Below are 18,182 nucleotides of genomic sequence, written 5' to 3' on the forward strand. Positions count from 1 at the left end.
TCGAAAGAAATTTTCGGGGGGTGGGTCTTTTTGTGCCAAAAACGTGCAAACCCATCATTAAACCACATTTTCGTATAAAAATTGTGCGCAAGGACGTCAGATCCGTCGCGACCGGACGCTAGCGCACAAAAATTGTGCGCAAGGACATGACAGTTCTCCAAAGTGCAACAACACACGGATAAGCAAAAGCAAAAGCATATGCGTCTCGCGTGTTGTAGCCTACTTTGCATCAACATTTATAAAAACTCTCATCCAAAGACGGCGAAAGCCGTTTTTCTTACCAATAGCACATTTCATATCGAGATATACAGAGTAATTTTACAGCGAAATGGGAATAGTAATGTGGAATTTGCAGGGGTGAGGAGAGGTTTACATGGAGCATACTGAACATACATATGAGCATACGTATATCCCGCTAACGACATTATCCAGCGGTGAAGGCAAGGAAATAGCCATAGATATATATGGTTACTGCATTCAGATCGTGAATATTTGTTTCATTGGCAACCCTACAAGCAGGGAGAAAGAATGGTGTTTAGTTGACGCTGGTATGCCGCAATCGGCAGATGAGATCATTCGTGTCGCTGAGGAGCGGTTTGGAGCACATAGGAAGCCTACGGCGATCATTTTGACTCATGGACATTTCGACCATGTCGGGGCTATAGAGAATCTTCTGGAATACTGGGATGTTCCGGTGTATGCGCATGAGTTGGAAATCCCTTATTTGACGGGAAAAGCCAATTATCCCAAAGGAGATTCTACGGTGGATGGCGGGCTTGTAAGCGAGCTTTCGCCCTTGTTTCCAAACCACGGTATTGACATAGGTAATCATGTACATCCTCTACCCGCTAATGGTATCGTTCCAGGACTGACGGGATGGCAATGGATTCATACGCCTGGACACACACCAGGACACATTTCTCTCTTTCGAGCCAAAGATGGTTCATTAATAGCGGGGGATGCCTTCGTTACCGTTAAACAAGAATCGCTTTACAAGGTTTTCACACAAGAACAAGAAATAAGCGGACCACCGAAGTATTTCACGACAGACTGGCAAGCAGCCGGGGATTCGGTTAGAAAGCTTCGAGATTTGCATCCGTCTTTAGCGATAACGGGACATGGGAAACCTATGAACGGTGAAGAGCTAAGTTGCGAACTAGGCCGTTTGGCGGATGATTTTGAGGCGTTAGCGATTCCTAAGGAAGGTCGGTTTGTGCATTAGAAATTAAAAATCCCTCTAAGCTTCTAATAGAAGTAGAGGGATTTTTAATGTTAGCTTTTATTTTCCTACGAGAGCAGGCTCTTTTTTATCACTCATAGATTCACCTTTGTTCAGGTCATCCTGTGGTGTTTCTGTTGATGAGCTTTCTTGTTCCTTTTCAAACAAATTCATTTCAGTTTGAGAAGGAAGCACATGGCTGTTATCTGATGTCAAATTTTCAGTTGTATCTGTTAAAAGTTCATTATCTATCGGCGTATGGATAATTTGATTATCTTCACTAACCTCGATTTGCCCCTCATTCCTGACATGGATTGGCTCCGATTGAAGATCAAACTTCTCCTGATTATTCTTAGCATCAGACTCGCTAATCTGAAATTTGCTTATCTCTGCAAATAACTGCTGAGCAAGTTCAAGGATATCATCCGACTCTTCGGCAATTCGACGAATGGATGCATCTTGTTGAATCGAGGTGGAACTTACCTCCTCGACACCGGCAGCTGTTTCTTGCGCAATGGCTGCTACGAACTGAACGGAATTTACTAATCTGTCATTCTTGGATTGCACATGTTCAATTTTCAAATGAATTTGTTCAATTTGCCCGATAATCCCTTTCATTGACTGTTCGATGCCCTCGAAAGAACCGAGCGTGTCTGATACCCGATGGTTTTGTGTAACCGCAGATTCGTGAGCTTCGGTCAGTGAGCTTTGTAACTCTTTGATTTGCTTCTGAAGTACTTGAATGATGCTGCCGATTATCTTGGAGGAATCACTTGTCTGCTGAGAAAGCTGACGAACTTCATCCGCAATGACAGAAAAGCCGCGGCCGTGTGCGCCAGCTCTTGCTGCTTCAATCGCGGCGTTCAAGGCAAGCACGTTCGTCTGTGTAGAAATTTCCGTGATCGAATGAATAATAGCGCCAATTTGCTTGGAACTGTCGGACAAGGTCATCATGGCAGCATCGACCTTCTGCAGGACAGCCTGGGACTGATCTGACGATGTTTTTAGCGCCCTTACGGATGCTGTCCCTTGTAATGTTCCAGATGCCGCTTCTTCACTGGTACGCTTCATTTCATAGGTATAAGCGGTAATGTCACGAATCTCCGCTTCCAGCTCTGCAATGATCATTGAGCTTTGTTCCGTTTTCATAGCTTGCTCGTCAGCACCCGTCGATATCTCTGTAATTGCCTTCAAGATGTCTGTATTGGCCGTTGCTGTAAGCTGAGAAAAGCGGTGAAACTCATGTGAGTGCTCGGATAAGGAAGAAGCAATATGCATCGTAGCATTCAGCATCTGACGAACTTGAATAATCATATGGTCGAAGCTGTTGCTTAGCTTACCTAACTCATCATTGGATTTAGAATTAATCGTATGGGACAAGTCTCCTGCGGCAATCAGAGATACGGCATTTTGCAAAATTTTAATTGGACGTGTGAAGGAACTTATGATTAGAAAAGCAATAATAATGGTTACAATAACGACGATAGCAAAAGCGATCAACATGACCCTGCTGCTATCATTAAGTGCTTTCGTTGAATTGGCTATAGCTTGTTCGGCAGAAACAGCGTATGTAACATAAAATTTATCAACTAATTCAAAAATCTTATCCTTCAAATCCTGAGACTCATTATAGAGATAAAGGAGGTTAATCTGCAGGTCCGTCGGTTTCAAGCTGGGGTCTTGGACCATTTTGGCTGCAGAGTCGAAATTATTGATGTAATCAACGGATAATTGAATTAATTGGCTTCGCCATTTCTTTTGATCTGTTGTGGAAGCCGTATCACCAATTTTTTGAATGAAATCATTGTAAGGTTTTCGTTTTACATTGTATTTTTCGATGTATTCCGGTTTCTTGGAAATCTCAAGGCCTGAAGCAATAATATTCATTTCCTGAACCATATTTTTAAGCTCAAGCGCTAGCACCTTTAGTTCGACTTTATCATTCTGATCCGTCATATGCTTCTTGATTTGATTAACTTGATTCAGATTAAACAAAGCAACGGAAAGGAAAATAAGAAGCACTACGCTGAAACTGGCAATTAGTTTTAATCTCATGGTCATATTGATTTTGATCTTCTTCATAAGTCATTCCTCCTATACATTACTAGACAATATTCGACTATTTTCGTGTTGATACCTATTAATATAGGATACTTCTATTAACTAAAGCATCTAACTATGTTAACGATATGTAAATTTATCCATGCTTTTGGAGAATAAAAGAAGAAATAAAAGTTTTACATTACGTTTACGTTTCATGGGTGTGGATTTTACAATCGGTTGTTACTATAGGTAAGTAAGTTAGTTCGACGGACAATTAAGTGGGAATCGATACTAACATAACAAGCAACATACAAATCAAAGGAGGACATGCTAACTATGTTGAAGTTCATGTCGAAAAAAGGAATTACACTTACACTTTCCGCGGTATTAATGATGGGGTCATTGGTTGGTTGCGGCGCTAAAACAGAAACTAAAAATGCTGCTTCTCCAACTCCTGCTGCTGGTGCAGCTGCTTCTGCTGCTCCAAAAACAGAGCTTAGCGGTACGATTACAGCTTCCGGTTCAAGCGCGCTTCTTCCACTAGTTAAACAAGCAGCTACTGAGTTCATGGAAAAAAATCCAAAAGTAACGATCAACGTTACTGCAGGCGGATCAGGCACAGGAATTAAAAACGTAGCAGACGGCACATCAGACATCGGTAACTCCGACGTTGAGCCAGCAGCTGAATATAAGGATAAAGATCTTAAAGACCACCAAGTAGCGATTGCTCCATTCGCATTGATCGTAAACAAAGATGTAAAAGTTGATAATATTACGAAACAACAAGCAGCAGACATTTACATGGGTAAAGTAACGAACTGGAAAGAAGTTGGCGGCAATGACGCGAAAATCGTTCTTGTTCACCGTCCAGACAGCTCAGGTTCCCGTAAACTTGTTCAACAAATCATTCTTGATGGCAAAGAATTCACGAAAGACGGTATTACGCAAGAAAACAGCGGTGCAATGAAAACAGCTGTTGCTGGTCAGTCCAGCTCCGTTGGATATGTAGATACACCTTACATTGATGACACAATAAAAGCATTGAAAATTGATAATGTGGCGTTCTCTGAGGACAACATTAAAAATGGCACTTACAAATTGTTTGGTGTTGAGCATATGTACACAAAAGGTGAAGCGAAAGATCCTGCTAAAGCATTCATCGATTACATCTCAAGCAAAGAATTCCAAGGTAAACAAGTTCGTGACTTGAAATTCTTACCTGCTGATTTGCTTAAAAAATAATAAATAGAACAAACTAAGAGCGCTGGCATCCTATGCCGCGCTCTTTTTTTACCTAAATAAACGAAACTTTTACATTCCCTTAACAATTCTTTGACGATCCAATTACAATCATGCTCTATCATAAGAGTAATGTGTACTTAAGAGAAAGGGGAATTACCCATTGAATTCTATAGCAGACAAACTAACGAACGCGAAATCAGACGAAAGCCGTCCAATCGTCACGAAATGGACCCAAGGACAACATAGACAAGATAACATCATGAGGTGGGTGTTTGTTGGAAGTGCCGCCCTAGTGTCTGCCATCATTTTTTCTATCATTGTTTTCGTAGGAATGCAAGGGATTAAGACTTTTCAAGGAGTCAATCCTTTTGAATTTTTCTTCTCTACAGATTGGACACCAGGTCAAAATAAATTCGGAGCCTTTCCTTTTTTATACAGCACGCTGCTCATGACATTGGTTTCGGTTGTGTTTTCAGTGCCGCTCGCTTTGTCAGGAGCATTATTCATGGCTAAAATTGCCCCGAAATGGATGCGTGAAATCATGCGGCCTGCGACAGATCTGTTCGTAGGGATCCCTTCGGTTGTTTATGGTCTAATCGGTATGACCGTTATCGTTCCTGCACTTGGTAAATTTACAGGCGGAGTTGGATACGGTATTTTACCTGCTTCCATCATTCTAGCAATCATGATCTTACCCACAATACTCTCTATCTCCGAAGATGCTATCCGCGCATTGCCTAGTCGTCTGGAGGAAGCATCACTCGCATTAGGTGCAACACGTTGGCAAACCATGTGGCGTGTCCTTTTGCCTGCAGCAAGACCTGGTATTCTAACCGCAATCATCCTTGGCATGGGACGTGCAATCGGTGAAACCATGGCTGTATTCATGGTCATTGGTAACTCTCCGCAAATGCCGAAATCGCTCCTTGACTCAACGACGGTATTAACGACCGCGATTGTGAAGGATATGGGGAATACGAATTACGGAAGCACTTGGAATAATGCGCTCTATTTGATGGCGCTTCTTTTACTCGTGATCTCCTTGTCCTTAATTCTTATTATCCGCATCGTAGCCAAAAGGAGTGAACTGAAATGAAAAGCAAAACGACTGACCGTTTGGCCACGATATATTTCTGGGCATCGGGAATTGTTATAATATTGATTCTGGCTTGGTTTCTATTCCGAATATTAGGTGATGGAGTTCCTCACTTATCATGGCATTTCATCTTCGGGAAGTCGGAGGAGATCAAAGCTGGCGGCGGTGTAGGTCCGCAATTGTTTAACTCCTTCTACGTCCTATTCTTATCCCTGCTGATCTCCATTCCAATCGGTCTATTCTCGGGGATCTACTTGGCGATATACGCACAAAAAAATTGGTTTACAGATCTCGTGCGAATCTCGGTTGAAGCTCTGGCTTCTGTTCCTTCCATCGTATTTGGATTGTTCGGATTCTTACTATTTGCCAATTTGCTAGGTCTGAAATTTTCCATTATTGGTGGGGCCGCGACGGTTGCTCTGCTTAATTTGCCTGTTATGGTAAGGGTCACAGAGGTATCTATCCGTACGGTTCCTGAATCTTATTGGGAGGCAAGCCTTGCACTGGGCTCTACCAGATGGCAAGCTATTCGCAAAGTGCTCATCCCTGCGTCGCTGCCAAGCTTAATTACGGGGATTACTTTGATTGCAGGACGCGCGTTAGGCGAATCTGCTATTCTCATTTACACAGCCGGCTTATCGGTTTCTCGCTTCTTTCCAGATTTCAACCCACTGAAGATGGGGGAGACACTATCCGTGCATCTCTGGTATGTTGGCGCTGAAGCGTTAGTACCGGATGCCAAGGAAATTGCTAAAGGAAGTGCCGCGCTGCTCCTAATCGTCGTACTCATCTTTAACCTGCTTATCAGTATACCAAGCCGAATTTTACAAAAAAGACTTTCCGGGGGGAAATAAATCGTGGCGACCAAGCATAAGATTAAAGCGGACAAACTAAATTTATTTTACGGAGATAATCATGCTCTCCACGATATTGAATTAGCCATTGAAACGGGTACAATCGCCGCGTTGATTGGTCCTTCAGGCTGTGGGAAATCCACCTTTCTGCGTACCTTGAACCGCATGAATGATCTCATTGACAGTGTTCGAATTACTGGAAATGTAGCCGTGGATGGTCACAACATCTATAATTCCGATTCTGATGTTGTTTCACTGCGTAAGCGCGTAGGGATGGTATTTCAACGTCCGAATCCATTTCCGATGAGCATTTATGATAACATTGCCTACGGTCCTCGTATTCATGGAACGAAGAAAAAAGCGGTTCTAGACGAAATCGTAGAACGCAGTCTTGTGCAAGCGGCTTTGTGGGATGAAGTAAAAGATCGTTTGCATAAATCCGCATTAGGCCTGTCGGGCGGACAACAGCAGCGTTTATGTATCGCCCGTTTACTAGCTGTAGAGCCGGACGTACTTCTTATGGATGAGCCTACATCCGCGCTAGACCCAATCTCAACGCTCAAAGTTGAAGAGCTGACACAAACATTAAAAGAGAAATATACCATCATCATCGTTACGCACAACATGCAGCAGGCGGCAAGGATTTCGGATATGACTTCCTTCTTCCTAAATGGATACTTAGTGGAAACGGATAAGACAGATAAAATCTTCACTAATCCTAATGATCAGCGTACAGAAGATTACATTACGGGAAGATTCGGTTAACCAACAACTGAGGGGAGAGACACGAAATGGATGCAAGACCTGGGTTTCATCAATCATTGTCAATTTTGCAAAAAGAATTGCAAGATATGGGGGAAATGGTTAAGGATTTAATACTCAAGTCCGTGGAGTCGTTGGCCAAGTTCGATGAGAATACGGCGCGGCAAGTCATTAAGAATGATGATCTCATTGATGATTATTTAACGAATATCGATGAGCTTTGTCTTCGATTAATTGCTTTACAACAACCAATGGCAAGTGATCTGCGAATCATCGGTACCGCACTAAAGATTGCTACAGACTTGGAACGAATTGCTGATCATGCTGTAGACATCGCGAAGATTACGATCCGTCTCGCTGGAGAAGAGCTTGTTAAGCCGCTTGAAATCATTCCTGAAATGGCCGATATTGCCATTGAGATGCTGCATGAGAGCCTAATTTCTTATACGGAGCGCGATGTTCACAGGGCGGCAGCGCTTGCCGAGAAAGATGACCGTGTGGATAAGCTATACAGCTCGGTGATGCAGGAATTAATGGGAATGATGGGTTCGGATTTCAATCGTAACCGTCAATTGACCCATCTATTGTTTGTTGCCCATTTCTTAGAGCGTGTAGCTGATCATACAACGAATATCGGTGAAGGTGTTATTTATATGGTCACAGGAAAACGCAAAGATTTGAATGTCTAAGTAAATCAACATAGAAGGGACGCTCCTAAGTCATTATGACTTGTGAGCGTCCCTTTTTCAGTAGATAAGACTTCCATGCCGAGAAAATATAAGTTTTATTATACTTCGCGTCATCAGTCTTGAAAAACGCGCTCGTCCTGAAGGACGACGGAGTCGTCTATCCTTACCAGAAAGTATAAGTTTCTAGGTAAAGCTAGGGGTTCACCCTTTCTAAATTTTTGGGGAAACGTAGCTGCTAGCTTTATTTCGGTGTATCAATTGTAGTTATCTGTTCAGCCCGGCACTACGTTACACTATGCTCGCGGAACGTAGATGCGTTATATTGCTCAAAAACTCGTATTTCACGTTTTGGCGGAACGAGGATCCTCTATTTCCCGCATTCTGAAGTAAAAACTGGTAAAACGTCAAAATAGCGCACTCACTCGTATTTCACGTTTTGGCGGAACGAGGATCCTCTATTTCCCGCATTCTGAAGTAAAAACTGGTAAAACGTCAAAATAGCGCACTCACGTTCCGCTTACCGGCCCTGTAACGGCATAATCACAGAAATAGAGGATCCTCGTTCCCCGTCAACCTAGATTAGCAGCTTATATCCACTATGCTCGCGAACATAGATACCTTATCTTGGAGTAATTTAGCCTTTTTAGAGGAGGTAGAGTTACATTTGGTTAGAATTGCTGAATTTTTGTAGAATCCACATTCTTGGTCGAATGATGTTGTATAAAGTGCAACAATTCTGCCTAGAATCGACCTCATATCCCTTCGATGTTGCATGATGTACAACAATTTAGTCCCCAAAAGGAGATTTTGCGACAAATGGGTTCGAATTGTTGTACGAACTACAACTTTTACTAACAAAATAGCCTTTTGGCATGTGAATTGTTGCAGAATCTGACAACATTGGTAATCACGATAGCTCATCGAAATCGAAGTTGCCTAGTTAACTGTGGTTAAAGCTTACTTTGGGCACTTTGAACTCATTTTATCGAAGTAGCAATCGTTATTAATGGACATTAAAAAAGATGCCCCCCGGCGAATACCGAATAATGGAGCTATCTTGTAGAAAAGAAGAGGGGTGGGTGTGAGGGTGGAAAGGCGCTTTGCAGTGGGCCCCGCATCCATCCCTCCTCTTGCTCAAATGATGGGTTTACATGCAAAAGGACCGTCAGGGAGATCCCTGGCGGTTTTTCTTATGTGCATAAGGCTGGAATAGGAAAACGAATGAGGAAGGTTGTTCCTTTCTCACTAGACTGAACCTCAATCGAAGCCTGATGCCTGGCAGCGATGCTGTAGCAAATAGCTAAACCGAGCCCTGTCCCTTCATCTTTGGTCGTGAAGAAAGGTCTTCCTAACTTCTCTAGGTGTTCTTCATTAATTCCTATCCCTTCATCAGCAATAAGTAGGACGACGTGTTCTGCCTCCGTGCAGGTTTCAATTCTGAGCTTACCGCCGAGGCTCATGGCTTCCAGACCATTCATACACATATTCAATATGAGTTGACGCATTTCTTTATCGTCGAGTTGAATGACAGGACAGTCCTTAAATTGGAAATGAACATGCTTGCCGGACATAACGGCTTCTGCTTGGATAAGGGGGATGAGCATTTCGATAATACGGTTGATATTTTCAGGCTTTTGGTAGGACTGCTTATTTTTGGCTAAGGATAAATATTCGGTAATAATTTCGTTCGCTCGGTCCAACTCTTCGAGCATGATGGGGATGTATTCTTTTTGCATATGACGATCGTTCTCGCGAAATAATTGGAGGAAGCCGCGAATGGTCGTCATCGGGTTGCGAATCTCATGGGCAATACCGGCGGCCATTTCCCCAACTAGATTGAGTTGAGCTAGACGAGCCATTTCCGATTCAAATCGCAAGCTTTCCGTGATATCAACGGCAACTTCGAGCAAGCAGCTTTCATTTTCGATATCAATGATTTCCGTTGAAAGCAGGGCCGTTCGAATTTCCTTGGACTTGGTTTCATACTTAACCTTGCAATTATGGATGACATCATTATTATTCCTTGAATCACCCACTTCAGCTCGCAAGAGATCTAGTGTTGTTCCAATGATTTCATCGCCGTAACCTGTATATTGTTTCCAGCTTTCATTAATTTCGAGATAGGTGAGGTCTGGTAATCGGCGGATGGCCATCAGAGAAGGAGAGAGCATGAACATTTTCTTGAAATGTTCTTGTGATCTTATCAGCTTTTCATGAGCATCTACTAATTCAGAGGTTCGCTCTTCTACCCATTGTTCCAAAAGGAAATTTTGCTGCTTTAATTTCTCTTCCGCTTCAGCTAATTTGCGATTCGTCTCTTCGAGATCTAGCGTTCGCTTATGCAGCAGTTCACTTTGAATTTTGATTTTTTGATGATTGAGGTGCATGTTAACGAAGCCATCGACTTTCATACGCAGCATTTTAGGATGAATAGGTTTGAATAAATAATCAATAGAGCCCACATGATAGCCCTTGAGCACATGCTCGATAGAGGTGCTGAGAGCCGTTAGGAAGATGATGGGAATATCCTGACAAGCTTTCCGCTGCTTGATCAATTCGGCCGTCTCGAAGCCGCTAAGTCCAGGCATTTGCACATCCATTAAGATTACAGCGATGTGATCAGCGGGTTCTTTTAATAAATATCTCAGAACTTCCTCGCCTGATTGCAAAGAAATAACGTCATAGTTCGAAGAGGCCAGAATGCTATTCAGAGCCAGCAAGTTCTCGTAGCGGTCATCTACCGCCAAGATTTTTACTTGTTGTTCCATTTCAAATCCTTTCCGTGCATGTACAAGCTTGTACGCACCTAACAATCCATCCCTCTCTTTTTCGGGAAAAATATTGAATTCCCTCTTTTTTTTTCGAAGTCTTTACATACATTTTACATTTGGATAATAAAGCCAATCATTTGGTTTGATAGACTAATGTAATAAGTATATTCAGGTAAGGGATGATGGACATGAATGCTCAGTCAGAAATGAAGGAACAATTCTATAAGATGATAGATAAAGAGTACATTTATTCCGTATATCAACCTATTATCTCGCTGCAGGATGGTCAGGTAATGGGGTATGAAGCGTTAACGCGAGGTCCCACAGATAGTCCCTTTCATTCACCTTTGACCATGTTTCAATTCGCAGAGCAGCAAGGTGAGCTCTATTTGCTGGAGCAGCTTGCTCGTGAAAAAGCGATTAAAGGATCCATTTTGGAGCATCCGCAGCAATTGCTTTTTATCAATATTTCATCCCAAGTGCTTTACGATCCAGGGTTTATTCCTGGTAAAACGCTTGAGATTTTACAGAGATACGGACTACGTCCAAACAATGTCGTTTTTGAAATTACGGAAAGAAGTTCGATTGAGGATTTCTCCTTAGCCCAAAAGATTCTGGAGCATTACCGTAAGCAAGGCTATCGAATTGCCATAGATGATGCGGGTGCGGGATATTCCTCTCTTCAAGCGATTGCGGAACTTCAACCGGATTTTATTAAAATAGATCGTTCCCTCATTGAAAATATACATAAAAACAAAGTCAAGGAGTATATCCTTGAAACGTTCGTTACTTTTGCCCATAAAATGAACATTTCCCTCATTGCTGAAGGCATTGAACATGCGGATGAGCTAACCAAATTAACACGGCTCGGCGTGCATTATGCCCAAGGCTATTTGCTTGGAAAGCCAAATGAATCTCCCGCGAAGGTGCAGGACATCCATAAAATGTTGATTTGGCAGCATCGCAAAGTACAAGGAAGTAGTATGACTTGGAGCATTGGCGACCTGAAAACACCTGTGAAAGTGTTTGACAAGAAAAAACTGATTTCGGAAGTAGCGGATTACTTCAAAAAAAATCAAGAGGCAGTGGGCGCAGTCATCGTAGATGATGAAGTGCCGGTTGGCCTCATGATGAGAGACCGCTTATTTCAACAGTTAGCCGGGCAATACGCCTTCTCCTTGTTCTGGAATCGAACCATTGACAGCATAATGGATGAATCGCCGCTAATTGTGGACGAGTTCATGCCTGTTGAGGAAGTATCACAGATGGCTACCTCACGCGCAATAAACCACTTATATGACCTAGTTATCGTTACAAGCAATGAGAAGATGGGAGGCGTAGCATCCATCAGAGCGATACTTGAGAGTATAACGAATGTACGAATGGAGTCTGCGCGTGTGGCCAATCCACTAACAGGACTGCCAGGGAATTTGCAAATCAACCGCGAGTTGAACAAGAGGATAAGTGAGAACAAACCGTTTCATGTGGTTTATGCGGATCTGGATTACTTCAAATGGTTCAATGATCGGTTTGGATTTCAAAAAGGGGACCAACTGATTCAATATACAGCGGATGTTATGCAGCAATCCATTGCGGTTTGTGGGACACCGCATGATTTTGTCGGGCATGTGGGAGGCGATGATTTTATCGCGATATCTGCTGCATTAGTGCCAAAACAACTTTGTCAGGAAATCATTCGCCGCTTCGAACAGGGTGTGCAGATGTTCTATGAGGATGAGGAGTGGGAGTATATTCGGGATCGGAGCGGCAACAAGGTAAAGAGCGAGGGAGTTACGCTTTCGCTCTCTTTGGTCGTCTGTGAATGCGAATCTCCGATTTCACTCGAACACATTTCCCAGACAGCCGCCTTTCTCAAAAAGAAAGCAAAAGCGCATCAAGGAAGTATTTATTATTTCGAGAAAATTGGCTCAAGTGGACTTGAGTTAGAAAGTGTATAACAATTGTTTAAAAGAACGGATAATCACGACCTTCTGTTTGCCGATTCGGCGCTCGGATATTTTCTTGATATTCCCTGGATGTATCCAGATCGCATCCATGCCGCTTGACGCGGCCCCCACTACATCATTACGCCACGAATTTCCAACCATAACACTTTGGTTTGAAGCCGTGCTCATCGTCTTTAGGGCTTTCTCAAAGATAGCGGGGTGCGGCTTTCGCGGGCCATCCTTCTCCGAACTAAATAAACGATCTTGATCGATCCACCTGGTGAGTTTCATTTTCTCCAAATTGTTCAGCAGCCTTTTCCGATTTCCGTTACTGATGATAGCCAGTTTATAGTTATGTGATAATGCCTCAAGTGTGTCTTCAACGCCGGGAAAGAGAGCAACGAAGTTATCTTCCAGTTCTTCCACCTGTTCGAAAAATGATCGCGTAAAAGCAGGACTGACGTTTACTGGCATAGGCTGGAGAGCTTTACGTAAACAAATGTGGCGCAGCTCATCAGGAGATATGGGACTCCTTATCGGAGCCTTTCGGTGACGACTCCACTCCATCTTATAGCTTTGTAGGGCTTCTTGGGTGGTAAAAAGCATTTCGCCCGGATCCCATCTCGCCGTAAAGTCGTTCATGACTTCAAGGAAGGCTGAATCAAAGCATTGTCTGCGATCCAGAATCGTATTATTCATATCGAAAAAAATAACCTTTTTGCGAATTGGTGAGAAAAAAGGGCTCATATGGAGAACCTCCTTCTGAAGACCGGCCCATTGAATAATGGTTTCCATACATGTTTATGTGCGGAACCGTTTTTTTATTTTAATTTCGTATGCTATGATGAAGGAAGTATGTCAAAAATCGGGGTGCGAACTTATGGATAAGCTAATTATTATTGATGGTAACTCTATCGCGAATCGAGCTTTTTATGCTTTACCTTTACTCAGTAATTCCAGTGGTTTACACACGAATGCGGTCTATGGATTTACAACGATGCTGCTGAAATTAATAGAAGAAGAAAAGCCTACGCATTTTCTCGTTGCATTCGACGCCGGGAAAATTACGTTCAGACACAAAGAATATACGGAATATAAGGGAGGACGTGCCAAAACGCCGTCTGAGCTCTCCGAGCAGTTTCCGCTGATCAAAGAGCTGCTTAAAGCTTTCAAGATTCCTCAGTTTGAGCTGACAGGCTATGAGGCTGACGATATTATTGGAACCTTAACTAAGGCTGCCGATGAAAGAGGCGAGAAGGTGCTTCTCGTTTCGGGAGATAAGGATATGCTGCAGCTGGCTTCCGATCATGTGACCGTTGCGATCACACGGAAAGGAATTAGCGAAGTTGATCTGTATAATCCTGCAGAAATAAAAGAGAAATATGGCCTCACGCCTGCGCAAATTATCGACCTCAAAGGGTTGATGGGCGATACGTCGGATAATATCCCAGGCATTCCGGGTGTTGGGGAAAAAACGGCACTCAAGATGCTGCATGAGTTTGGAACCGTAGAAGAAGTGCTTGCTAATGCATCAAGCCTCAAAGGCAAAATGAAGGAAAAAGTCGAGGAGCATGCACAAAGTGCCATTATGAGTAAAGAACTCGCGACCATTTTCCGTGAGGTGCCGATGGAAACGGAGTGGGATGTCTTCCGTTATGACGGTTTTGATGGACAAGCTTTATCCAGTATGTTCCGCAAGCTGGAATTCAAATCCCTCTTGGAGAAGATGGATTTCGGGCCAAACAGCATAGCGGAGGAACAAGTTGTCGAGAGTATGAATGCGGTTGTTGTAACGAAAGACAACATGGATGAGCTGATTGGCAAAATAGGCGATAACGCAGCGATCCATGTTGAGGCTGTAGGGGAAAATCCGCACCAAGCTGTGGTGGTTGGCGTAGTCTGGTTTACGTTTGATGGGGAAACGAATACATCTTACTTCGTGCCCATAGAGCTGCTGAAGAGTGAAGCGGGCGAGCCGCTGCGTACTTGGCTAAGCGATGATTCCAAGAAGAAGCAGCTCTTCGACCAGCACCGTGCCCAGCTGGTACTGGCCTGGCAAGGCGTCCACCTCAGAGGTGTGGACTTCGATGCTCATCTGGCCGCTTACTTACTCGATCCGACAGACTCGAATCTTAGCTTGAGCGGCCTGACGGGCAAGTACGGGCTTCCGGGCGTCAAGACGGACGAGGAAGTATTCGGCAAGGGAGCGAAGTTCCGCTTGCCTGAGCTTGCTGCGCTTAGCGATCACTTGGGCCGCAAAGCGATGGCCACCGCGCGCATCGTGCCGGTGCTGCGCGAAGAGCTGGAGAAGAGCGAGATGCATAGCCTCTTCTACGAGCTAGAGCTGCCTCTCGCGGGCGTGCTCGCGGAGATGGAGCTGCGCGGCATCGCACTCGATGCCGAGGGCCTCAAAGCGTTCGGCGTGGAGCTTGCAAGCAAGCTGGATGCGATCATGATCCGCATCTACACGCTCGCCGGCGTAGAGTTCAACATCAACTCGCCGAAGCAGCTTGGCGAGATCTTGTTCGAGAAGCTGGGGCTGCCAGCTTGGAAGAAGACCAAAACCGGCTACTCGACGGATGCCGAGGTGCTTGAGCGCCTTGCGCCCTACCACGAAGTCGTAGGGGAGATTTTGAACTACCGTTCGCTCGCGAAGCTGCAATCGACGTACGTCGAGGGGCTGCTCAAAGAGGTGCGGCCGGAGACCGGTAAGGTGCATACCTATTACCGGCAGACGATTGCCGCCACGGGCCGGCTCAGCAGCCAGTTCCCGAACCTCCAGAATATTCCTATTCGTCTGGAGGAAGGTCGTAAGATCCGCAAGGTATTCGTTCCATCCGAGCCAGGATGGTACATGCTTGCTGCGGATTACTCGCAGATCGAGCTGCGCGTGCTGGCGCACATCTCGCAGGATGACAATCTGAAGGAAGCATTCCTTCAGAATATGGACATCCACACGAAGACGGCCATGGACGTCTTCGGGGTGGAAGAGAGCGCCGTTGACGCGAACATGCGCCGCCAGGCCAAAGCCGTCAACTTCGGGATCGTTTACGGCATCAGCGACTACGGCTTGTCCCAGAACTTAGACATTACTCGCAGGGATGCAGCTCAGTTCATTGAACAGTACTTTGCTGTATTCCAAGGGGTTCGCAAATATATGGATGAGATCGTGAAGGATGCTCGCAGGGACGGTTATGTCACGACCTTGCTGCAGCGCCGCCGCTATCTGCCCGAGATCACTGCTTCGAACTTTAATCTGCGTTCCTTTGCGGAACGAACAGCCATGAATACGCCGATTCAAGGTACGGCTGCAGATATCATTAAACTAGCCATGGTCCAGATGGCTGACCGTTTGAAACAAGATGGACTCAAAAGCCGCATGCTGCTTCAGGTACACGATGAGCTCGTCTTTGAAGTCCCAGAAGAGGAGCTGGAGACCATGCGCCGCGTAGTGCCGGAAGTCATGGCTGGAGCCCTTAAGCTGGATGTCCCGTTGAGCGCAGATGTTGACTTCGGCCTTACTTGGTACGATGCAAAGTAAGTAATGATCGTTTCGTAAGGAATATGTTTGAAGTTTGAAGTAGGAAGCTTGATGTAAAAAGTACATCTAATTTAACTTGAATCGGCGTTTTTCAAGAGAGATGATGTAAAAAGTGCAGCAAATAAAGCAAATAATGCCCAATTCCAGTTTAAATGCCGCTATTTGATGTACAAAATACAGTTAGCATACCAACTGGAAGCAGTTCAAGTGAAATTTGCTGCACTTTTTACATCTAGTCACATCACACAAAAAGAGGTGAACATCCGTGCCTGAACTACCCGAAGTCGAAACGGTCAGACGTACTCTGAACAATTTAATCACCGGTAAAACGATTGAGCATGTTCAGGTCAGACTGCCTCGCATCATCCAAAAGCCGGACGATATTCATATGTTTGAGTTTCTGCTGCAAGGTCAGACGGTTGAGACCATAGAACGCAGAGGGAAATTTCTGCGTTTCATACTTACCGATTACGTCATGGTTTCGCATCTGCGGATGGAAGGACGGTACGGTCTGTATAACGGTGAAGATCCGTTAGAGCTGCACACCCATGTGTTGTTCCGCTTCACTGATGGCAGCGAGCTCCGTTATAAGGACGTTAGGCAATTTGGAACGATGCATCTGTTCCCCAAGGGGGAAGATCTCACGCAGCCTCCGCTGCATAAGCTCGGACTTGAGCCGCTGGATGAAGGCTTCACCTTCGAGGCTTTTCGAGACCGGATCGCTCATCGCTCGACGAAGATTAAACCGCTGCTGCTCAATCAAGAATATATTGTGGGAATCGGGAATATTTATGTAGACGAGTCCCTTTTCTTGGCTGGCATCCATCCCGAACGCGAAGCCTCTTCACTGAGCAAGAAGGAGCTCGAACTCCTTCACTTCGCCATCATTCGTACACTTCGAGAATCGGTTGAAGTGGGAGGATCCTCCATTAAATCGTACGTGAATGGACAAGGCGAAATTGGCTTGTTCCAGCATCAACTGAACATTTATGGCCGACAGTCTCTGGCCTGTAAAACATGCGGGAGCGAGATTTATAAGACCGTTGTTGGTGGCAGAGGTACGCATATTTGCCCAACCTGTCAACCGTTAAAGAAGACGAGAACCCGAAAGAAGTTAGAGAAATAGGCACGTGAAGCCTGCCCTTCCCATATGATAAGGAGTACTTAGCCTAGATAAACGGCTTACAAGCTAGTTTCTAGGTAAAACTCTTAGGAGGGGTATTATGCTTCCTGTAGTTTCACTACTTATTCTTGCTTTCGCAGTTTCTTTGGACGGCTTCGGCGTCGGAGTGATGTATGGATTACGTAAAATACGAATTCCGTTCCTATCCATTGCGATTATATCGCTTTGGTCAGGTATCATTATCTACAGCTCGATGCAGATCGGTGTACTGATGTCTTCCTTCATGTCTCCCTTGGTAGCTAAGCGTATCGGTGCTCTTGTATTGATCGGGATTGGCATCTGGGCATTGGTACAAACGAGACAACAAAAGTCGCAAGAGAATCAGGAACGGGAGGGAATCTCATCTGTAGATCAAGCGACAATAAGCGGTATTCTTCCTTCATCAGAGGGGGAGCATCCTGGTTCTGGAGAGATTCTAACGTTTGATACTTTGCAGCGAACGAAGGAAATACTCAATATCGAGCTGAAACGCTTTGGACTGGTTATTCAGATTTTGCGCACCCCATCCATTGCAGACGTTGACAAATCGGGTAATATTTCAGCTTCAGAGGCTACATTGCTTGGTTTGGCGCTATCTTTGGATGCGTTCGGTGCAGGCATTGGCGCCGCATTAATTGGTTTCGTTCCACTGTTAACGGCTTCCGTCATTTCGATATCAAGTGGTTCATTTATTGCAATTGGTTTGCGGTTTGGTTTACGATATTCGGAGATGAATTGGATGAAGAAACTGTCTGTACTTCCGGGATGTGTACTCATTATCATGGGTCTTTTGAAGATGTTGTAGCATGTCTTTTTACTAGGAAGTCATTCATTTCGTAAATCATTGGGATATGAGA

Annotated in this window: 13 protein-coding genes; 10 read left to right on the forward strand and 3 right to left on the reverse strand. The window is 44.5% G+C overall.

Annotation, left to right across the window (positions count from 1 at the left end; all coding sequences use genetic code 11):
• Positions 1-373: 373 nt before the first annotated feature.
• Positions 374-1,222, forward strand: coding sequence for an MBL fold metallo-hydrolase (locus ASG93_RS22245; RefSeq protein ID WP_056835416.1), 849 nt, complete (start codon positions 374-376; stop codon positions 1,220-1,222).
• A gap of 57 nt (positions 1,223-1,279) precedes the next feature.
• Here ASG93_RS22245 and ASG93_RS22250 read toward each other — a convergent pair whose 3' ends face one another.
• A complete protein-coding gene (locus ASG93_RS22250; RefSeq protein ID WP_056835417.1) occupies positions 1,280-3,301 on the reverse strand; it encodes a methyl-accepting chemotaxis protein in 2,022 nt (673 codons plus the stop codon).
• 297 nt (positions 3,302-3,598) lie between these two features.
• Between ASG93_RS22250 and ASG93_RS22255 the strand changes: the two genes are divergently transcribed.
• The 5 genes from ASG93_RS22255 (at position 3,599) to phoU (ending at position 7,905) form a co-directional block, all read left to right on the forward strand.
• On the forward strand, positions 3,599-4,504 hold the full coding sequence (locus ASG93_RS22255) for a phosphate ABC transporter substrate-binding protein (protein ID WP_056835419.1): 906 nt from the start codon (positions 3,599-3,601) through the stop codon (positions 4,502-4,504).
• A 160-nt stretch (positions 4,505-4,664) separates the two neighbouring features.
• Positions 4,665-5,600, forward strand: a complete 936-nt coding sequence (gene pstC, locus ASG93_RS22260; protein WP_056835421.1) for a phosphate ABC transporter permease subunit PstC — start codon at positions 4,665-4,667, stop codon at positions 5,598-5,600.
• The gene (pstA, locus tag ASG93_RS22265; RefSeq protein WP_056835423.1) at positions 5,597-6,454 is read left to right on the forward strand and encodes a phosphate ABC transporter permease PstA; all 858 of its coding nucleotides are present in this window, start codon (positions 5,597-5,599) and stop codon (positions 6,452-6,454) included. The genes pstC and pstA overlap by 4 nt, the downstream gene beginning before the upstream one ends.
• Before the next feature lie 3 nt (positions 6,455-6,457).
• On the forward strand, positions 6,458-7,219 hold the full coding sequence (gene pstB / locus ASG93_RS22270; RefSeq protein WP_056835426.1) for a phosphate ABC transporter ATP-binding protein PstB: 762 nt from the start codon (positions 6,458-6,460) through the stop codon (positions 7,217-7,219).
• A gap of 26 nt (positions 7,220-7,245) precedes the next feature.
• Positions 7,246-7,905, forward strand: coding sequence for a phosphate signaling complex protein PhoU (gene phoU / locus ASG93_RS22275; RefSeq protein ID WP_056835428.1), 660 nt, complete (start codon positions 7,246-7,248; stop codon positions 7,903-7,905).
• A 1,190-nt stretch (positions 7,906-9,095) separates the two neighbouring features.
• Here phoU and ASG93_RS22280 read toward each other — a convergent pair.
• Positions 9,096-10,673, reverse strand: a complete 1,578-nt coding sequence (locus ASG93_RS22280) for an ATP-binding protein (protein WP_056835488.1) — start codon at positions 10,671-10,673, stop codon at positions 9,096-9,098.
• A 191-nt stretch (positions 10,674-10,864) separates the two neighbouring features.
• Here ASG93_RS22280 and ASG93_RS22285 point away from each other — a divergent pair, with 191 nt between their 5' ends.
• Positions 10,865-12,634, forward strand: coding sequence for a GGDEF domain-containing protein (locus ASG93_RS22285; RefSeq protein ID WP_056835430.1), 1,770 nt, complete (start codon positions 10,865-10,867; stop codon positions 12,632-12,634).
• Here the strand turns inward: ASG93_RS22285 and ASG93_RS22290 are convergent.
• Entirely contained in the window at positions 12,620-13,369 is a 750-nt protein-coding gene (locus ASG93_RS22290; protein WP_056835431.1) for an HAD family hydrolase, read from the reverse strand. The genes ASG93_RS22285 and ASG93_RS22290 overlap by 15 nt on opposite strands.
• A gap of 133 nt (positions 13,370-13,502) precedes the next feature.
• Between ASG93_RS22290 and polA the strand changes: the two genes are divergently transcribed.
• The 3 genes from polA (at position 13,503) to ASG93_RS22305 (ending at position 18,130) form a co-directional block, all read left to right on the forward strand.
• Positions 13,503-16,163 (forward strand): DNA polymerase I, encoded by a 2,661-nt coding sequence (gene polA, locus ASG93_RS22295; RefSeq protein ID WP_056835490.1) that lies wholly within the window; start codon positions 13,503-13,505, stop codon positions 16,161-16,163.
• Between the two features lie 265 nt (positions 16,164-16,428).
• The gene (mutM, locus tag ASG93_RS22300) at positions 16,429-17,289 is read left to right on the forward strand and encodes a DNA-formamidopyrimidine glycosylase (RefSeq protein ID WP_056835435.1); all 861 of its coding nucleotides are present in this window, start codon (positions 16,429-16,431) and stop codon (positions 17,287-17,289) included.
• Positions 17,290-17,386: 97 nt separating this feature from the next.
• The gene (locus tag ASG93_RS22305) at positions 17,387-18,130 is read left to right on the forward strand and encodes an MntP/YtaF family protein (protein ID WP_056835436.1); all 744 of its coding nucleotides are present in this window, start codon (positions 17,387-17,389) and stop codon (positions 18,128-18,130) included.
• Positions 18,131-18,182 lie beyond the last annotated feature (52 nt).

It is taken from the genome of Paenibacillus sp. Soil787 (assembly GCF_001429545.1).
Classification (GTDB): Bacteria; Bacillota; Bacilli; order Paenibacillales; family NBRC-103111; genus Paenibacillus_E.

Excerpts from the sequence above, each read along its gene's own strand:
- pstA (WP_056835423.1), top strand. The coding sequence starts at position 5,597 with ATGAAAAGCAAAACGACTGACCGTTTGGCCACGATATATTTCTGGGCA.
- ASG93_RS22305 (WP_056835436.1), top strand. The coding sequence starts at position 17,387 with ATGCTTCCTGTAGTTTCACTACTTATTCTTGCTTTCGCAGTTTCTTTG.
- phoU (WP_056835428.1), top strand. The coding sequence starts at position 7,246 with ATGGATGCAAGACCTGGGTTTCATCAATCATTGTCAATTTTGCAAAAA.
- ASG93_RS22285 (WP_056835430.1), top strand. The coding sequence starts at position 10,865 with ATGAATGCTCAGTCAGAAATGAAGGAACAATTCTATAAGATGATAGAT.
- ASG93_RS22245 (WP_056835416.1), top strand. The coding sequence starts at position 374 with ATGGAGCATACTGAACATACATATGAGCATACGTATATCCCGCTAACG.
- ASG93_RS22290 (WP_056835431.1), bottom strand. The coding sequence starts at position 13,369 with ATGAGCCCTTTTTTCTCACCAATTCGCAAAAAGGTTATTTTTTTCGAT.
- ASG93_RS22250 (WP_056835417.1), bottom strand. The coding sequence starts at position 3,301 with ATGAAGAAGATCAAAATCAATATGACCATGAGATTAAAACTAATTGCC.
- ASG93_RS22255 (WP_056835419.1), top strand. The coding sequence starts at position 3,599 with ATGTTGAAGTTCATGTCGAAAAAAGGAATTACACTTACACTTTCCGCG.
- polA (WP_056835490.1), top strand. The coding sequence starts at position 13,503 with ATGGATAAGCTAATTATTATTGATGGTAACTCTATCGCGAATCGAGCT.
- ASG93_RS22280 (WP_056835488.1), bottom strand. The coding sequence starts at position 10,673 with ATGGAACAACAAGTAAAAATCTTGGCGGTAGATGACCGCTACGAGAAC.